Source organism: Nostoc sp., from assembly GCF_036916575.1.
In the GTDB taxonomy this organism is placed as follows: Bacteria; Cyanobacteriota; Cyanobacteriia; order Cyanobacteriales; family Nostocaceae; genus Nostoc.
In genome coordinates, this window is record NZ_JBALGC010000133.1 from 100054 (window position 1) to 117299 (window position 17246).

At 44.3% G+C, this 17246-nt stretch carries 10 protein-coding genes and 1 tRNA gene; 5 read left to right on the plus strand and 6 right to left on the minus strand.

From position 1 onward, the window contains the following. Nucleotides 1–143: 143 nt before the first annotated feature. The 3 genes from zwf to fbp all read right to left on the minus strand — a co-directional run bounded on the left by zwf (nucleotide 144) and on the right by fbp (nucleotide 4354). Complete coding sequence (gene zwf, locus V7L29_RS29775; RefSeq protein WP_334693037.1) at nucleotides 144–1673, minus strand: glucose-6-phosphate dehydrogenase; 1530 nt, start codon at nucleotides 1671–1673, stop codon at nucleotides 144–146. Nucleotides 1674–1821: 148 nt separating this feature from the next. After that, nucleotides 1822–2967 (minus strand): transaldolase, encoded by a 1146-nt coding sequence (gene tal / locus V7L29_RS29780; protein ID WP_334737761.1) that lies wholly within the window; start codon nucleotides 2965–2967, stop codon nucleotides 1822–1824. Nucleotides 2968–3304: 337 nt separating this feature from the next. Next, entirely contained in the window at nucleotides 3305–4354 is a 1050-nt protein-coding gene (fbp, locus tag V7L29_RS29785) for a class 1 fructose-bisphosphatase (RefSeq protein ID WP_334693038.1), read from the minus strand. Between the two features lie 228 nt (nucleotides 4355–4582). On the opposite strand from fbp, the gene V7L29_RS29790 reads away from it, so the two are divergent. Beyond that, nucleotides 4583–4654 (plus strand) — tRNA-Val (locus V7L29_RS29790). Here V7L29_RS29790 and V7L29_RS29795 read toward each other — a convergent pair. Then, nucleotides 4628–4852, minus strand: a complete 225-nt coding sequence (locus V7L29_RS29795) for a hypothetical protein (protein WP_334737750.1) — start codon at nucleotides 4850–4852, stop codon at nucleotides 4628–4630. The two genes, V7L29_RS29790 and V7L29_RS29795, sit on opposite strands and share 27 nt — an antisense overlap. A 221-nt stretch (nucleotides 4853–5073) precedes the next feature. On the opposite strand from V7L29_RS29795, the gene V7L29_RS29800 reads away from it, so the two are divergent. The 3 genes from V7L29_RS29800 to V7L29_RS29810 all read left to right on the plus strand — a co-directional run bounded on the left by V7L29_RS29800 (nucleotide 5074) and on the right by V7L29_RS29810 (nucleotide 9380). After that, nucleotides 5074–5643, plus strand: coding sequence for a hypothetical protein (locus V7L29_RS29800; RefSeq protein ID WP_334737751.1), 570 nt, complete (start codon nucleotides 5074–5076; stop codon nucleotides 5641–5643). Nucleotides 5644–5705: 62 nt separating this feature from the next. Beyond that, nucleotides 5706–6443 carry a calcium-binding protein gene (locus tag V7L29_RS29805; RefSeq protein WP_334737752.1) on the plus strand — a complete coding sequence of 246 codons (738 nt, stop codon included), beginning with the start codon at nucleotides 5706–5708 and terminating at the stop codon, nucleotides 6441–6443. A gap of 564 nt (nucleotides 6444–7007) precedes the next feature. Next, nucleotides 7008–9380, plus strand: coding sequence for a two-partner secretion domain-containing protein (locus V7L29_RS29810; protein WP_334737753.1), 2373 nt, complete (start codon nucleotides 7008–7010; stop codon nucleotides 9378–9380). Nucleotides 9381–9640: 260 nt separating this feature from the next. Here V7L29_RS29810 and V7L29_RS29815 read toward each other — a convergent pair whose 3' ends face one another. After that, nucleotides 9641–9955 carry a hypothetical protein gene (locus tag V7L29_RS29815; protein WP_334737754.1) on the minus strand — a complete coding sequence of 105 codons (315 nt, stop codon included), beginning with the start codon at nucleotides 9953–9955 and terminating at the stop codon, nucleotides 9641–9643. A 179-nt stretch (nucleotides 9956–10134) separates the two neighbouring features. Here V7L29_RS29815 and V7L29_RS29820 point away from each other — a divergent pair, with 179 nt between their 5' ends. Beyond that, a complete protein-coding gene (locus V7L29_RS29820; protein ID WP_334737755.1) occupies nucleotides 10135–13368 on the plus strand; it encodes a two-partner secretion domain-containing protein in 3234 nt (1077 codons plus the stop codon). A gap of 756 nt (nucleotides 13369–14124) precedes the next feature. On the opposite strand, the gene V7L29_RS29825 is transcribed toward V7L29_RS29820, so the two are convergent. Beyond that, nucleotides 14125–16962 carry a CHAT domain-containing protein gene (locus V7L29_RS29825; RefSeq protein WP_334737756.1) on the minus strand — a complete coding sequence of 946 codons (2838 nt, stop codon included), beginning with the start codon at nucleotides 16960–16962 and terminating at the stop codon, nucleotides 14125–14127. Between the last annotated feature and the right edge of the window lie 284 nt (nucleotides 16963–17246).

Below are 17246 nucleotides of genomic sequence, written 5' to 3' on the forward strand. Positions count from 1 at the left end.
GAGTTATAAGTTGGAAGTTAGGAGTTGGGAGTTAGGAGTTAGAAGTTAGAAGAACTGAAATTCTTAATTCAAAAACTCATAATTTATAACTCATCACTCATAATTTATCACTTCATAACTCTTAACTCATCACTCCTAACTTTCTACAGTCTGCGCCAGCGACGGCCATCCTGGTTAATTAAGAATTCTGCTTCTGCTGGTTCCCAAGTACCGGCTTCATACTGGGGAATAGTAGTTGGGTCGGCGGGTGCATCCCAAACGGAAAGGGCTGGCGTTACTACCTGCCAAGCTGCTTCTACTTCGTCGGCCCGGGTAAACAATGTTTGATCGCCCATCATACAATCGAGGAATAGGCGATCGTAGGCATCAGAAGTTGCTTGGATGCCAAAGGAACCATAACTAAAGTCCATGTCAACGGAACGGGTACGGAATTCTGCCCCCGGCATTTTGACATCAAAACGCACGGAAATTCCTTCATTTGGCTGAATCCGCATCGTCAAAATGTTGGCGTTTGTCTGTTGGGCGGCAGATTGGAACATCCGAGATGGAACTTCGCGGAAGTGGATGGAAATCTCACTGACTTTTTTCGGCATCCGCTTACCAGTACGCAGGTAGAAGGGAACACCTTGCCAGCGCCAATTGTCTACCAAAAACTTCATCGCTACATAGGTGGGCGTTGTCGAGTTGGCATTAACGCCTGGTTCTGCCCGATACCCTGGCACTGCTTGACCTTTCATCCAGCCAGCACTGTACTGACCACGCACTGCTGAACGTGATAGATTGTGCACATCCGCTAAACGAGTAGCTTGGAGTGCCTTCACTTTTTCTGTGCGGATGCTGTCGGCATCCATTGCGTTGGGTGCTTCCATAGCCGTTAGGCAGTAAAGTTGCATTAAGTGGTTTTGCAACATATCCCTTAGTGCGCCGACGCTTTCATAGTAACCAGCCCGGTCTTCCACGCCTACGGTTTCTGCCACGGTTATTTGCACGTGGTCAACAAATTGACGATTCCACAACGGCTCAAAAATCGCATTGGCAAAGCGAAACACCAGCAAGTTCTGGACTGTTTCTTTACCCAAATAGTGGTCAATGCGGTAGACTTGGTTTTCTTTGCAAAATTTCTGTACCACTTGGTTAAGACTCTGGGCAGAAGCCAAGTCGCGACCAAAGGGTTTTTCAATTACTAGACGATGTTTGTAGGGATCTTCTAGCATCCCGGCGCTTCCTAACTGCTTAATCGCTTCGGGAAAAAATGAGGGGGCAACTGAGAGGTAGAACATTCGATTTCCTCGTGTGCCCCGTTTTTCGTCTAATTCACTCAATAATTTTTTTAGTTTCTGGTAGCCTTCGGGGTTGTCTATATCCCCAGGACTGTAAAACAGACCTTGAGAGAAGTCTTGCCAGAGTTCTCCTAAATCGACATCAGCATGTGCCTCTTCCATGCCCTTTTGCATTTGTTCACGGAAGTAGTCGTGGCTCCACTCTCGACGTGCCACACCGACAATAGTAGTTTCGGGTGGAATACGCCGTTCTCGCCGCAATTTGTAAAGTGCTGGCACTAGTTTGCGCCAGGTGAGATCACCAGAAGCGCCAAAAATGACTATAATCTGGGGTTCGGGCATCCCTTGTTGTTGCAGACCAACGCGCAAGGGATTTTCTAGCAGACTGACCATAGGAATTTTGGATTTTGGATTTTGGATTTTGGATTGGGGACTGGGTATTAGGAACTGGGTACTGGGTATTGGGTATTGGGTATTAGGAAAATTGATTTACCAGTTTCCAGTCCCCAGTCCCCAGTCACCAGTTCCTAGTCCCTAGTCCCTACACTGGCGACAATACCTTGATCTTCTCTTCTAAAGAGTTCATCAAGGACTGGAAGGGCTGGATAAACTTGTCAATACCATCGGCTAACAGTTCATCCATAACGGTATCGAGATCGATGTTGATGTCGGGATCTTTGAGGTTTTCGATCAGCGTGTAAGCATTATCTACATTTGTTTCTAAGCGATCGCCTACGTTACAATGATCGGCACAAGCTTTAATCGTCGCTGGTGGTACGGTGTTAACGGTATCTCGGCCTATCAACTCCTCGATATACATCACGTCTCTGTAGTTGGGGTCTTTGGTGCTGGTGCTGGCCCAAAGTATGCGTTGTACTTTGGCTCCTTTTGCTGCCAAGGCTTTCCAACGATCGCTCTCAATAATTTTCTTGTATTCTTGGTACGCAACCTTGGCGTTAGCGATCGCTATTTTCCCTTTAACAGCTAAGAGCTTTGCTTCCACGGCAATATCATCAACGCCTTTTTTCAACTTAGCATCAATTTTGGCGTCAATGTTGCTATCGATCCGGCTGAGGAAGAAGCTGGCGACTGAAGCAATTTTACTGATGTCTTTACCTTCAGCCAGCCGTTTTTCTAAGCCACGAATATAGGCCCAAGCTGTATTTATGTAGCTTTCTACAGAAAATAGCAGCGTGATGTTGACATTTATGCCCTCAGCTATCACCTGTTCGACTGCTGGCAAGCCAGGCTCTGTACCGGGAATTTTAATCATCAGATTCTCCCGACCAATTTCTTGAAAATAGCGCCGCGCTTCGTTTATTGTTGCTTCAGTATCTTGGGCGATGGTTGGCGGGACTTCAATACTCACGTAACCATCTAGTCTATTCGAGGCTTCATAAGCAGGGTGTAAAATATCACAGGCATTACGGATATCTGCAAAAACTAGCGATTCGTAAATTTTGTATGTCGCTGAGCCAGCACGAACTCCGGCTTCGATATCGGCATCATAAATGACGTTACCAGCGATCGCTTTTTCAAAGATAGTTGGGTTAGAGGTAATCCCAGAGATACCTTGATTTTCAACCAGGTCTTTGAGTTCGCCTGATTGAATAATGTCACGGCTCAAATTATCCATCCAGATACTTTGACCGTATTGCTTAATTTCTAGTAGATGATTGGTAGCCATAGCTGTAATTTGTTTCACTCCTGTATAGTGATCTTTGCTAGTGAAGTTGACAAAACCCATCAACATTTGATGGTGACTTTTGAATTGTGGCGTTGCCAATCACTTATCGCATCGGCCAGCTGAGATAATCTTTAATACATCTTCGAGAAGTGCTATTGTGCATTCCCAATCCTAAATCACCATGATTAACTTTTAATTAATGCCATAGGCTAGACGCATCCTTGATGCTTTTGCCACTGTGTTCTAATGCAGTATGGCAAAAATAACTATCCAGTTAAAAAAAGTTAAAGAGCTTTATCTACAAGCTTTATTTTCTTCTGTCTTCTGCCTTGTGACACTAGTGTCCGTTTTGAATAAAAGACTCTACCTTTGCTACATCCTCTTTGCTACCAATAATTAAAGGCGTGCGCTGATGCAGTTTTTTCGGTACCACATCCAAGATATCCATCAGTCCTGTAGTAGCACGACCGCCTGCTTGCTCAATCAAAAAGGCTAGAGGAGCGGTTTCATAAAGCAAGCGCAATTTCCCTTCGGGGTTTTGAATTGTGCCTGGGTAGAGAAACACGCCGCCTTGAACCAAAATTCTATGGATGTCGCTCACCATTGCTCCGCTATAACGAGCGGTATAGCCTTCTGTGCGATGAACGTAGCGGATGTATTCTCGAATCGATTCTTCCCACTGCCAGAAGTTACCTTCATTTACGCTATAAACAGAACCGTGGGTAGGAATCCGGATATTTTCTTCTGTGAGAATAAACTCTCCTAAGCTGGGATCAAGAACAAAGGAATGAACGCCCTTACCTATAGTATAGACCAGCATTGTGCTAGGGCCATATAGGATGTACCCGGCAGCGAGTTGCTTACGTCCATTGGTGAGGAGGTCAGTTGCTTTACCATCGCTATCAGTTCCTTCTTGTTGGCGAATGGCGAAAATGGAACCTAAGCTGAGATTGTTATCAGTGTTGGATGAGCCATCAATTGGGTCATATAGCAGGGTATAGCGTCCAATGGGGCAATTTTCCGGGATGTAATAGGGATTTTCCATTTCCTCAGAAGCTAGGCGACAGACTAAGCCGCTTTGCTTAAACACTGAGATAAATACATCATTGGCATAGACATCCATCTTTTTGACGGATTCTCCTTGCACGTTAACTTCCCCAGTAAATCCGAGAACGCCTTCCATTAAACCGGCGCGACTCATGCGACGAGCAACCAGTTTGCCGGCTAAGGCAATGCGATTCATTAGCGCACTTAAATCCTGTGCATCTGGCGAAAAACTCTGGAGTTGCTGTAGAACGTGACGGGATAAGGTTGTACAATCACGATCTAGGGATTTGTCTGTAGCGTCGTAGGTAGATAAATCTAAAGATTCTGGCGCTTTAGCCATTTTTTGTTCTCCGCAGCCACTAGCTGTTAGTAGGGTTTTAGTCGTGTATGACAACTTATAGTTGCTGCTTCTATCTTAGAAAGGTAATTTCAGAAGTTAGATGCGACTTTAGATAAACTAAAGAAATGAATCTTTGGTGACGACTGTGCCCAGAGCCTAGTAGGGTAGCGGTAGCGAGTCATTTGCTCCCCGTCAATCTGAGTAAGTTATAATCAGATAAAAAGTCTTGGGCGATTAGCACAGGGGTAGCGCACATCCTTCACACGGATGGGGTCACTGGTTCAAATCCAGTATCGCCCACTTATATACACCAAGGTTTTCAAATCCGCTGTGAGCGGCAATTTTTTGGCGAGTGCCTATAGCAATCATCCAATCTATGTCACTATCATTTAATTCTCCCAAAACAAACAGTAATAAGCTTGTTACGCCTAAGTGGAGTGATTCTGTCTGAAAGTAGAATAGCGATCGCTCGATCAAAGCAGCAAGCAAAACCGACATCGAAGCGATCGCTTCAAACCCCTCTATCTCTAAACTGGGCGTTATGGTTTGGAAAAATAATTGCGATGCAGCTAAAGCGGTGGATAAACAGAGGATAACTTAATACTGATAGTGTTAATGCTTTCGGTTGGTGTTAGGAAATTTGTGAATGCTGGGGGAGCGCTTTGTTTTGTTTGTTAACCAATCTCATCTGTAAGGCTAATTGCTAGGTAAGATAAACAGTGGAAACACTAATTTATCCGGGAGTAATGAACGTGGCAATTATTCAAGGCACCCCTGGAAACGATTATCTAGTTGCAATTCAAGGAAATAATCAAATATGCGGTTATGCAGGCAATGACACTCTAATAGGTGGGTCGGGTAAAGACTACTTAGTGGGAGGAGATGGTAATGACATTCTCACTGGTGGTAAGGATCGTGACACCTTTGTCCTGAATTACTCAGGTGGCGGTATTGATACAATTACAGACTTCTCAACTCAAGATGATGTTCTTAAAATTACTACCTCTACTATTGACTCCTCTGCATATTTTATCGGCACACCATCATCTCTGACCAATTATCAACTGGCTGAAGATGCTTTTGTTGACTCTACTAAGGTTACAACTCGTCCACAAACACTCGGATCGAGTAACGCTAGCAAACCTCCTAATTTTTTTACATATAACGCAGGCAATGGTGCTTTATTTTACATGAATCAGCAGTTAGCCTGGCTACCTCCTAACCTTAATTGGAATACAACTGTTGTTGTAGCTTCAAAAACTAATAATATTAATGAATTTAATGAATAAAAAATCTAACTCTCCAGCAGAGTTTTTACTAGAGTTGGGGAGAGCCAAACTCCCCTTCTACTATGTATACACAAACGAGGGGTTCGCGTTTTGATTACGGAATTGGTGTTCTAGCTGCGATCGCCTTGTTTTGTTTGTTAACCCATCTCATATGTGATGTTAATTGCTGGTTAAAATTATCAGTAGAAACACTCATTTATTTGGGAGTAACGAACGTGGAAATTATTCAAGGCACCCCTGGAAACGATTATCTAGCTGCAATTCAAGGAAACGATCAAATATTCGGCTATGCAGGCGATGACACTCTAATAGGTGGACCGGGTAAAGACCTGTTAGTGGGAGGAGATGGTAATGACATTCTCACTGGTGGCGAGGGTCGTGACACCTTTGTCCTGAATTACTCAGGTGGCGGTATTGATACAATTACAGACTTCTCAGTTGACGACGATGTTCTTAAAATTACTACTGATTTTATTAGCCCTACGACTAACGCCAGCTTTAAAGGTTATGAAGGCGATGACACTATAACAGGTGAACCGGGTAAAGACCAGTTATTGAGAGGAGATAGTAATGACATTCTCACTGGTGGCAAGAATCATGACATTTTTGCTTCGATTAAATCTTCTGAGAATGATATTAAATCTACTGAGTCTACAACTGATCCTTTGGTAGGGACTTCAATAGTTTCGCCTGGGAGTAGCAGACTTCCTGATTATTTAAGTTATCAGGAAAACACTGGTGCTCTATTTTATCTTGATCAGCAGTTAGCTTGGCTACCTCCTAACCTTCACTTTACTTAGAATTCAGTACTTATGTACGCTCGCGGACTCGTAAAGCCTGCGGCATAGCTACGCTTAGGGCGTAGCCTCTCGTAGAGAAGAGGCTGCGCTATCGGCAAGAACCGCCGCTCAGACGCCAGTTGCTTCTCCCTACAGCCCTTCTCCTAAAAAAGACGCTGTTCGCGTTCGGGCATCTTACGGCAGACGCTAGCCTCTCACGAATGGGAGAAGGGGAGACGCTGCCCGTAGCTGGCTTAAGAGCGAGGTACAAGTCGGAAACCCGCAAGGGCGCACTGCTCGACTTTTCGCTGCGGTTATTGCTAGCCTACGCCAGCGATAAAGAGTGATTTGCAAAAAGCTGAAACGAGTTATTTAGGTTGATATACAAGATGATTCTTTGGTAAAGTGCGTAAGTCCTAAAATTCATACACTCACTACTGTCACAACAGCGAATTAGTAATCAAAAACCTAACCTTCCAGCAGAGTTACCTAAAGAACGGTAGGGGCAAAGGTTCGCACAAGCATTACTAAAGTGGTGTTCTGGCTTGCAATCAAGTAAGTTTCAAGGGTTAGGAGACAAGTTCTGTGAGTTTAAGAAGCTGGTTTAGTCACGGTTGTCACTTAGGATTGTCGGGCTTGGTGATTCTAATGGGTGCGATTGGAATAGAAGGAGGCGATCGCACATCCGCTCAAGTCACTCCTGATCCTTCTGTGGGAACTCAAGTAGAGCGAATCGACGACACTACCTTGGAGATTACAGGGGGTACAACCGTTGGCAATACAAATTTATTCCATAGTTTCAGCAACTTTAGTGTTAAAAGCGAAGAGGTAGTAGATTTCCGTAACGCCCCTACCATCAACAATATTTTGGTGCGAGTTACAGGGAGAAATCCCTCTGATATCGAGGGAACACTTCAAGCTCAAGGTAAAGCTAATCTCTTTTTAATAAATCCCAACGGCATCATATTTGGAGAAAATGCCTATTTAGATATTGGCGGTTCATTTATCGGCACAACAGCCAATGCAATCCAGTTTCCGGGTGGTGGAGAATTTTCCATGACTTCACCCGTCAATCCGTTTAATCCCTTGCTGAGAGTGAATCCTTCTGCATTTCTATTCAATCAAATTCTATCTCAGCCTGTTAAGCCGATTCAAGTCAATGAAGCAATTCTATCCGTTCCTAAGAGTCAGAGTTTAGTGCTATTGGGAGGCGATGTGAATTTAGAAGGAGCGATACTGGAGGCTCCAGATGGTCGAGTCGAATTAGGAGGATTAAATGGAGAAGGAACGGTAGGGTTGAACATTGATAACAACAATTTCCGCTTAAGTTTTCCTGATAATGTAGCGCGAGCAGATGTATCTCTTAGCAATCTAACTACAGTAACTGCTAGTGGTGAAGGCGGTGGTGGTATCCAGGTACAAGGCAAGCGCGTTTCACTCGATGAGTCAGATATTGCGGTTGATACCGTAGTCTCAAAATCGGGAGGAACATTAGTGGTGAACGCATCGGAGTCAGTAGAACTCTTGGGAGGAAGCCGTCTGTTGACTGAGACAACAAACTCTGGAACTGCTGGAGAATTAAGGATTGAAACTGGGCGGTTGATTGTTCAAGATGGCTCGCAGGTTTCAGCTTCCACTTCTCCAGAATCTACAGGAGGGGGAGGAACGTTGTCTGTCAACGCCAGCGACTCTATCCAACTCATTGGAACCTCGCCAGAAGATAAACCCAGTGGCTTGTTTACCATAACACAAGGCGCTGGAAATGCCGGAGAATTGAAGATTGAGACTGGGCAACTGATTGTTCAAGATGGAGCGCAGGTTTCAGCTTCCACTCGTAGCCAGGGACAGGGAGGAACTTTGTCTGTCAACGCGAGGGACTCTATCCAACTCATTGGAACTTCGGCAATAGGTAAAGCTAGTGGCTTATTTGTTGGGACTATAGCTAATGGAGATGCCGGAAACTTAGAGATAGGAACTGGGCGGTTGATTGTTCAAAATGGAGCAAGAATTTCTGCTTCCACTTCTGATGAGTCTACGGGACAAGGAGGAAGCGTCATAGTTAAGGCTAGAGAATTAAATGTCTTAAATAACGCTGACATAACTGTGAGTAGTCAAGGCACAAAAAAAGCAGGTGATTTGGAAATTACCGCTTGTTCTACCAAATTGGATGACCAAGGTAAGCTCATTGGACAAGCTAACTCCGGTGATGGTGGCAATATTACGCTGAACCTGCAAGACTTATTGCTACTGCGTCGCAACAGTCAGATTTCTACCTCAGCAGGCACTGAAGGGGCTGGTGGAAATGGCGGTAATATCACAATCAATGCTCCTGACGGCTTCATCGTCGCCAAACCAAATGAAAACAGCGACATCACCGCCAATGCCTACAATGGTAATGGGGGAACAGTCCAAATTAACGCTACTAAGATTTTTGGAATTGCCCCACTAACTCGCCAAGACCTCCAGAGGTTAGGCGCAAAAGATTTAGACCCGCGTCAACTTGTGACAAATGATATTACAGCAATTTCCCAGATAAGTCCTAATTTAAGCGGCATTGTCGAAATTAATACGCTTGATGTTGACCCCTATCGAGGATTAATCAACTTACCAGCCGTACCAGTCGATACTCAAGTGTCGCAAGCCTGTCAAGTGCATACAGCACAAAATCAAAGCAGTTTTACGATCGCCGGACGCGGCGGCTTACCACCCAACCCCAGAACCGAACCCCTCAGCAGTGACGCTACTCAAGTAGATTGGGTAACTCTCAACCCAAATGGTGAAAATCGCGTTAGTACAACTGTTTCAACTCAGGCAAATAATTCCAGTCCAGCCCCAATTGTGGAAGCGCAAGGGTGGGTGAAAAATGCTAAAGGAGAGATTGTACTAACGGCTGATGCGCCCACAACTACGCTTCATAGTTCGTGGCAGAAACCAGTTAATTGCCGTAGCGATTTTTAGATTTTAGATTGCGGACTGGGTAGTTGCTCTGTGACCATCAATTATGAATTATCAATTATAAATTAATAATTATTTCGTCACTCTGAATGCAGAAGCGATCGCGACTCACCTTGCAACTTTCGTGAGTTACATTGCAACTTTCGTCACTAATAAGCTATTCCACAAATAACCTTATGGTCTAAATCCCGGATTTTTATTTTCAAGGAATGATGCATAGTAATCACCCAATTGATTGTTTTTCCTTAGATGTAGAATCACGTCTATTCAATAACCTTATCAGGGTATTCCGCACAAGTTCCGCTAGGCATTATAGGTGGAATGATCAACGGAGGAATTGGTTTAGTAGCATGATTTAGAATAGCTTGACTACCTAGAATAGCTTGACTACTTAAAATAGCTGGACTTTTATCATTACCAGTCTGATAGTCTTCAAGTATAATACCTGTGTTATCTAATACTTTATTTATTCCTATTCCACCTACAATTTTTTCAGCCTCCACAGCTGTGATGTTCTGCTCAACAATTGATTCAATATGGTCTAAATCCCGGATTTTTATTTTCAAGGAATGATGCATAGTAATCACCCAATTGATTATTTTTCCTTAGAGGTAAAATCACCTCTATATTAATAACCCAAGTTGCAGTATAAATTTTTCTGCCAATTGTGCCATTTCTTTACAAAACTTTATAATTTGTGCTGTCCAAACAGCACAAAAAGTCACACTCACTTCTGTTGTTAAGGGAAATTCATCAAATGACTGAAAACTTACGCACTTCGTGCTGGCTTTTAAGGCTAATGATTTCTTTAGCTATTAGTGGTGCATACCTGAATGCTGGGGATTGCACCTTTGCTCAAATTATGCCTGATAGCACTTTACCGAATAATTCCACTGTCAAATTAGAGGGGAATACCAGAATTCTTGAAGGAGGAACTCGAGCTGGAAGTAATCTTTTCCACAGTTTTGAGCAGTTTTCTGTAGCAGGTGGCAGTCAGGCTTACTTCAACAACGCTTTATATATTCAAAATATCATCAGCCGCGTCACGGGTGGTTCTGCTTCTTTTATTAACGGTTCGATTAAAGCCAATGGCTCTGCTAACTTGTTTTTTCTCAATCCCAATGGAATTATTTTTGGACCTAATGCCCAATTGGACATCAAAGGTTCATTCATCGCAACTACAGCAAACCGCCTCAAATTTGCAGATGGCGCTGTGTTTAGCGCGTTTCCTCCCCAAAGCACACCTCTGCTAACAGTAAGTGTTCCCATTGGCTTGCAATTTCAGGGAACAGCAGGAGGTATTCGTGTAGAAGGATCTGACCTAGAAGTGCAACCTGGTAAAACTTTAGCACTCGTGGGTGGTGATGTAACGTTGCAGGGAGGTGAACGAGCAGCTTTAGAACAACCGAATTTGCTAGTTCCAGGAGGACGGATTGAGCTAGGTAGTGTCGCTGGTGTTGGAGAAGTGAGCTTGAACCAGAAAGATAACAATTGGGTATTCGGGTACGCCTCTGTCAAGAATTTTGGCGATATTCGGTTGGAAGATGGAGGGTATGTTGATGTTAGCGGTGCTGGCGGTGGTGATGTTCAGATTCAGAGTAATAATTTGGCTTTAACTCAAGGCTCATTGATTTTTGCTGATACACAAGGTACAGAGGCTGGGAAAGAGGTGCTTGTCCACACAATAAAGGCGGTGACTCTGACTGAGGGTTCGCAGATTACAGCCGATGTTTATCCAGAAGCGACTGGAACCGGGGGAGACGTAACGATTGAAACTGGACAGTTGAGTATCCAAGGGGATGAGTCAAGGATAAGTGCTGGCACCTCCGGCAAGGGACGGGGGGGAAATCTCACGGTTCGCGCCTCGGAGTTTGTGGAACTAACAGGAACAACAACAAGCGGCTTGTTTACTGAAACTTTAGGTGCTGGAGATGCTGGAAATTTGACAATTACCACTCGAAGGTTAAGTTCTCAAAATGGAGCGCGAGTATCAACTTCTACTTCAGGCGTGGGACAGGGAGGAAATTTGACAGTAACCGCCACCGATTCCGTGGAAGCAATTGGTGCTAATGGCGGCTTGTTTACTGAAACTCAAGGTGCTGGAGATGCTGGTAACTTGACGATTACTACTCGACGGTTAAGTTTTCAAAATGGAGCGCGAGTATCAACTTCTACTTCAGGCGAGGGACAGGGGGGAAATTTGACAGTAACCGCCGCCGATTCCGTGGAAGCAATTGATGCTAATGGCGGCTTGTTTACTCTAACTTTAGGTGCTAGAGATGCTGGTAACTTGACGATTAATACTAGGCAGTTAATTGTAGGAAATGGGGCACAGATATCTACTGCTTCTTATGGTCAAGGAAAAGGTGGAGAGATAGAGGTTAATGCTGCTGACTCCGTGGAACTAATTGGTGCTGGTAGCGGCTTGTTTACTCTAACTTTAGGTGCTGGAAAAGCTGGAAACTTGACAATTGACACCAAACGCTTGAGTGTGCGGAATGGAGCACAAGTATTAACAGGTACCCGAGGTGAAGGAAAGGGGGGAAATTTGTTTGTGGCTGCTAGCGATTTGGTGGGATTGCAAGGAACAGGAATATCATCAAATGGGCAGGTAACCCCTAGCGCTTTATTTGCTCAGACTGAAAATGTTGGAGATGCTGGTAATTTGACGATTAACACTAGGCAGTTAATTGTGGGAAATGGCGCACAAATATCTAGTGCTTCTTTTGGTCAAGGAAAAGGTGGAGAGATAGAAGTTAATGCTTTTAATGCTGTTAAATTTTTTGGAGTTGGCAGTGATGGAACGGCAAGTGGGTTATTTTCACGTACTATTCAAGGGGGGCAGGGAGGAAATATCATCATTAATACCAATGCTTTTCGGGTAGCAGACAATGGGGTTGTAGATGCCCGCACTCTAGGTGAGGGAAATGCTGGTAATATCACGCTGAACGCAAATACTTTGGAAGCGGTTAATGGCGGACAAATCCTTGCCAATGCTTTCACAGGCAGCAGTGGGTTTGCAGGTAATATCACAATTAATGCTACTGATAGGGTGACTATATCTGGCAGTGCTCCCTTCAAACGGCTTGTCCGAGGAATTGATAGGCGTCTTGTTGAGGATGAGTCTCTTAACAGTGGCTTGTTTGTTAGCTCTCAAGGGTCAGGGAGTGCAGGCAACCTTCAGGTAGGATCTCCTTTGATTCGCTTAGACAATCGAGGGGAAATTACTGCTGAAACCGCATCCGGTAATGGCGGTGATATTACACTCCACGACCTAGATTTATTATTACTAAGCGGCAACAGCCAGATATCTGCTACCGCAGGCACTCAAGGGGCTGGTGGAAACGGCGGCAATATCACTATCAATGCCCCTGACGGCTTCATCGTCGCCAAACCAAATGAAAACAGCGACATCACCGCCAATGCCTATAATGGTGAAGGGGGAACAGTCCAAATTAACGCTACTAAGATTTTTGGAATTGCGCCACTAACTCGCCAAGACCTCCATAGGTTGGGCGCAAAGGATTTAGACCCGCGTCAACTTGTGACAAATGATATTACAGCAATTTCCCAGATAAGTCCTAATTTAAGCGGCATTGTCGAAATTAACACGCTTGATGTTGACCCCTATCGAGGATTAATCAACTTACCAGCCGTACCAGTTGATACTCAAGTGTCCCAAGTCTGTCAAGCGCGTACAGCACAAAATCAAAGTAGTTTTACGATCGCCGGACGCGGCGGCTTACCACCCAACCCCAGAACCGAACCCCTCACTCCTGATGCAGTTCAACTAGATTGGGTAACTCTCAACCCAAAGGGTGAAAACCGCGTTAGTACAACTGTTTCAACTCAAGCAAATAGTTCCATTCCAGCGCCGATTGTGGAAGCGCAAGGGTGGGTGATAAATGCTAAAGGTGAAGTTGTACTCACGGCTGATGCGCCGACAGCTTTGCCTCATAGTTCCTGGTTTACTCCTGCTTCTTGTTTGTGACATACCCACCAAAAACCTAACCCCTAACCTCCTTCCCGACGCTCTAAGGGGGAAAATTCAAATCTCTCCTTTTAGGCTACAGTGTACACACAAGTATGACCAGCATAGGTTTCAACTCTTCTAGTAGTTTCGTAGTAGCGCGTATTGGCTAAAATAGTGCATTAGGTGTAGGTTGGGTTTCGTTACGTCAACCCAACCTACAATTTTTTTGCAATATTTGAGTAATGACACGCCAGTAGAGTGCGTTATGTACACGCCAAAATAACAAATGCGTTCGCCAAAATAACAAATGAGTACGCCGAAATAACAAATGAGTTCGCCGAAATAACAAATGCGTTCGCCGAAATAACAAATGAGTACGCCGAAATAACAAATGCGTTCGCCAAAATAACAAATGAGTTCGCCGAAATAACAAATGCGTTCGCCGAAATAACAAATGAGTTCGCCGAAATAACAAATGAGTTCGCCAAAATAACAAATGCGTACGCCATGATTCCAACAATTTAGCTTTGTCACGCCAGCGGAACGCACCCTTCTCCTATCGGAGACGCTACGCGTAGCAAGAGCAAGATCCCGAAGGGTACGGCTTGGTGCAGTCGCCTGCGGAGGGAAACCCTACCAAGAGCGCTGCTTCACCGCAAATCTTTGGTGGATGAAGTTTTTCCGACTTGGTGTACACCGTAGCCTAAAAGGAGAGAGGTTTTCCAGATACCGTGAAAAGTCAGTTAGTTAGAGAAACCGGATTGATGGCGGACATTACAGCCAATTGCCTACTAAAACATAGGGTGCCCAGAAATATGGAGCTTTTTCCTTAGCAAAAACAGCTAATTGGGCACGCTGGAGTGCCTCGGCTTTATTCACCCTAGCGTTTAGCTGTCGATAGAACTCACTCATTACATCGATGGTGGAGCGATCATCTATTGACCACAATGTTGCTAGTGTACTGCGTACCCCCGCCCGTATAGCTATCCCAGCCAGTCCCAAAGCTGCTCGTTTGTCTCCTTCAGCAGTTTGACAAGCACTGAGGACGAGTAATTCAATGCCGTTAGACCTGTTTTTGTCGCTAACTCGCAGTAGATTATCAAATTCCTTAACCTTAATCAGTTTATCCCAGGTGAGAATAAAGGTTTTTTCAGCATCAGAACTAAATTCACCGTGAGTTGCTAGGTGAACCACGGAAAAAGGAACTGTTTGCAACTTATTTTGCAGGTTTGTTTCGGTAAACTGTTGATTTAACAGTTCTTCACTCTTGGATACCTCAGATTTGATTTCTTTTAATTCCTGTGGTACATTTTGTAGTTCGGGAAATTCTCTGCCTTCAACTGGACGTTGGACGCTGACTCCGGCAGTTAAAGCATTTAGCTGTATCTGTCGCAAAGGTTTGGGATCAAGGAGTTGCAAACCCGGTGTCAAGGCGATTGCATATTTCTCTACCAAATATTTTTTCTGCTGTTTGTCATAGAGAACCGCCATCGGGATATTCTGCAACTCACCATCCAGTACAAACACTAAGGTTTTTATCCCACTTTTGGCTAATTCTGCTGACGCAGGTCGAATTAACCAGTCATATATCTGTTGCGACTGCTGCTGAACCCGAAAAGTCGCGGTGACATCTAGTAAGTTTTTCCTCAGTTCTGCTATTATGTTTTCCACATTATTTTGAGCTATTACAGTCTTGTAGTGGCGCAAGTCTTGATTAGGCAACTTGAGGATAACATCTAGGCGGTCTGGTAAAATAATCGGATAGATCACTGCTGCTCGTTGGTCTTTTTTATCAACCACTGGATCAAGTTCCTGCGTAGGATTTAAACAGGCTGACCGAAAGAAGTTATCCAGTTCTGCCAATTGCAGAGATTCAATTACATCACGAGCTTGCTTGAGATTGTCTTGATTGATATTCTGTTGGGGCGATAGCGTTAGCGCAGCGTCTCCAAGAGTTGCGGTAGCAACGTTAAGAACCTCAGCCTCTGGTAGAGAAGCATCTCTAAAAGAAGCGCTGCCTTCGGCAGAACGCAACAGCAATTCAACTAACTCTCGATACACTGGTTCAACATTTTCCCGGAAGGAAAACTGAACGTCTGGATTGGTGGCGACTAAATCACTACGTAGAGTTTGAAGGGTCTTGTAGGCAACATTATAGGATGCGATCGCGCCTTTAATATCTCCCTTTTTTTTTAGTATGCGTCCTAGTTGCCATTGCCACTGATAAGCAATGTCCGATGCATTAATACTTTGCGCCATGAACAAAGCTTTCTCGGTGAGGTGTTGAGCATCAGAGAACTGCCCGGTTTTTTCATACAACTCGCCAAGAGTACCTATAGCATAAGATTCTGCTCGTTGGTCTTGCAAGTTCTCTGCCTGTTTTATGGCGTTTGACAACTGTTGGGCAATATCTAGCGATGAAAAAGTATCTGAGGTAGTCTTCTTTTTTAATTGTGCGAGAGTTTGGGCAAACTTAATCCGAATATATACTGAGGTTCGGCTGGCTGGCAAGTTGCTAATTTCCGATTGGATTTGGGACGACAACGCCAATGCATCTTTATCTTCCTTTTTTTCCAAAAGTAAGCTAAGTAAATTAAGGTGAGCCTGGATGCGTGTAATCGAGGAAACAGATACAGTAGCAGCCTGCTGGTAATATTGTAAAGCCGCTTCAGTGTCTTGCTGGGCGAGGGCTGTGTTGCCTAAACTGAGTTGAGCCTCAGCGATCGCTTTTGGAGATTGCACTCGCTTTGCTACTGCTAAACTTTTCCCCAACACCAGCCGTGATACGGTTAAATCACCGATGACTCGGCGGACGTTGCCAAGACTACGCAGTCCTGTGGCTACCAGAAGTGAATCTGGAAGGCTTGTAAGGGTTTGCTGTACGTCGTTTAAAATCTTGTTAGCCTGAAGGTAAAGCCCTAAAGCTTGCAAAGCTTGTGCAGAGTTAATCCGGTTACGAGTTAATCTAGCTCTGTCGCCTATTTGCTGATAAATATCGGCGGCTTTTTGCCAGGTAGTTAAAGCCGCTTGTGTTTGTCCTTGTGTCAGTTGTAACTGCCCTTGCACATCTAGGGCTTGTGCGATAATTTGCGAATGCTCACCAGAAGTGCCCGTATTTTCCCGTGATTGTAATAATTTTAAACTTTGAGCGATCGCTTTCTCAGCTTCAGCCCACAAGCCAAGTTGCTGATAAGCTAAACAGAGATTACTTAGCGTCATCGCTTCTCGTAATCCATCCCTAGAGGCTCTAAAGGCAGCAGCAGCCTGTTGCAAAACTTTGACCGCTTTAGTAAACTGTCCCATATCGTATAATATTTTGCCCTGTTCCACTACGCTTTCTGTTTGGGATCGGCCGCTTTTAAGGGGGAGTAGGGAGTAGAGAGTAGGGGATGGAGGAGTTTGAGGCAACTGAAGTAATCGGAAATGGAAAATAGGAGATTCAGCATTGGTCTGTTCCCTGTTTTCTTTACTTGCTTGTTTTTCCCACTCACCTTGCTCGGTCAAATTTTGGATGACAGAGTAGACAACAGGAGGTTTTGCTAAAACAGGGGATAAGACTATGCCTAAAAACGCAGTAAACAGGGCTAGTAGAAAATGATTTAGCCATCTCATACGCAATTCTTACAGCAGTTTCCATTTATTTGAACCACATCTGTCGTTAAGACGCAAGGTCTTCTCCGTCATTTCCAATTCACAATTTCCAATTCGCAATGGGCTTCTCTGCGAGACGCTAACGCAATTATTACCCCATAACTAAAGTTAGGGGCTTGGATATTGATACTACGTGTTTTAATTTTTATTTATAGCACTCGCCATCTTAATTAGGACGTAGAATAGAGAAAGAAGTGATTGATTTGGGTATTATTATGGCAAACCCTTATAGTTATGACCTGCGA

Excerpts from the sequence above, each read along its gene's own strand:
- V7L29_RS29815 (WP_334737754.1), bottom strand. The coding sequence starts at position 9,955 with ATGCATCATTCCTTGAAAATAAAAATCCGGGATTTAGACCATATTGAA.
- V7L29_RS29795 (WP_334737750.1), bottom strand. The coding sequence starts at position 4,852 with ATGTCGGTTTTGCTTGCTGCTTTGATCGAGCGATCGCTATTCTACTTT.
- zwf (WP_334693037.1), bottom strand. The coding sequence starts at position 1,673 with ATGGTCAGTCTGCTAGAAAATCCCTTGCGCGTTGGTCTGCAACAACAA.
- V7L29_RS29820 (WP_334737755.1), top strand. The coding sequence starts at position 10,135 with ATGACTGAAAACTTACGCACTTCGTGCTGGCTTTTAAGGCTAATGATT.
- fbp (WP_334693038.1), bottom strand. The coding sequence starts at position 4,354 with ATGGCTAAAGCGCCAGAATCTTTAGATTTATCTACCTACGACGCTACA.
- tal (WP_334737761.1), bottom strand. The coding sequence starts at position 2,967 with ATGGCTACCAATCATCTACTAGAAATTAAGCAATACGGTCAAAGTATC.
- V7L29_RS29825 (WP_334737756.1), bottom strand. The coding sequence starts at position 16,962 with ATGAGATGGCTAAATCATTTTCTACTAGCCCTGTTTACTGCGTTTTTA.
- V7L29_RS29805 (WP_334737752.1), top strand. The coding sequence starts at position 5,706 with ATGTATACACAAACGAGGGGTTCGCGTTTTGATTACGGAATTGGTGTT.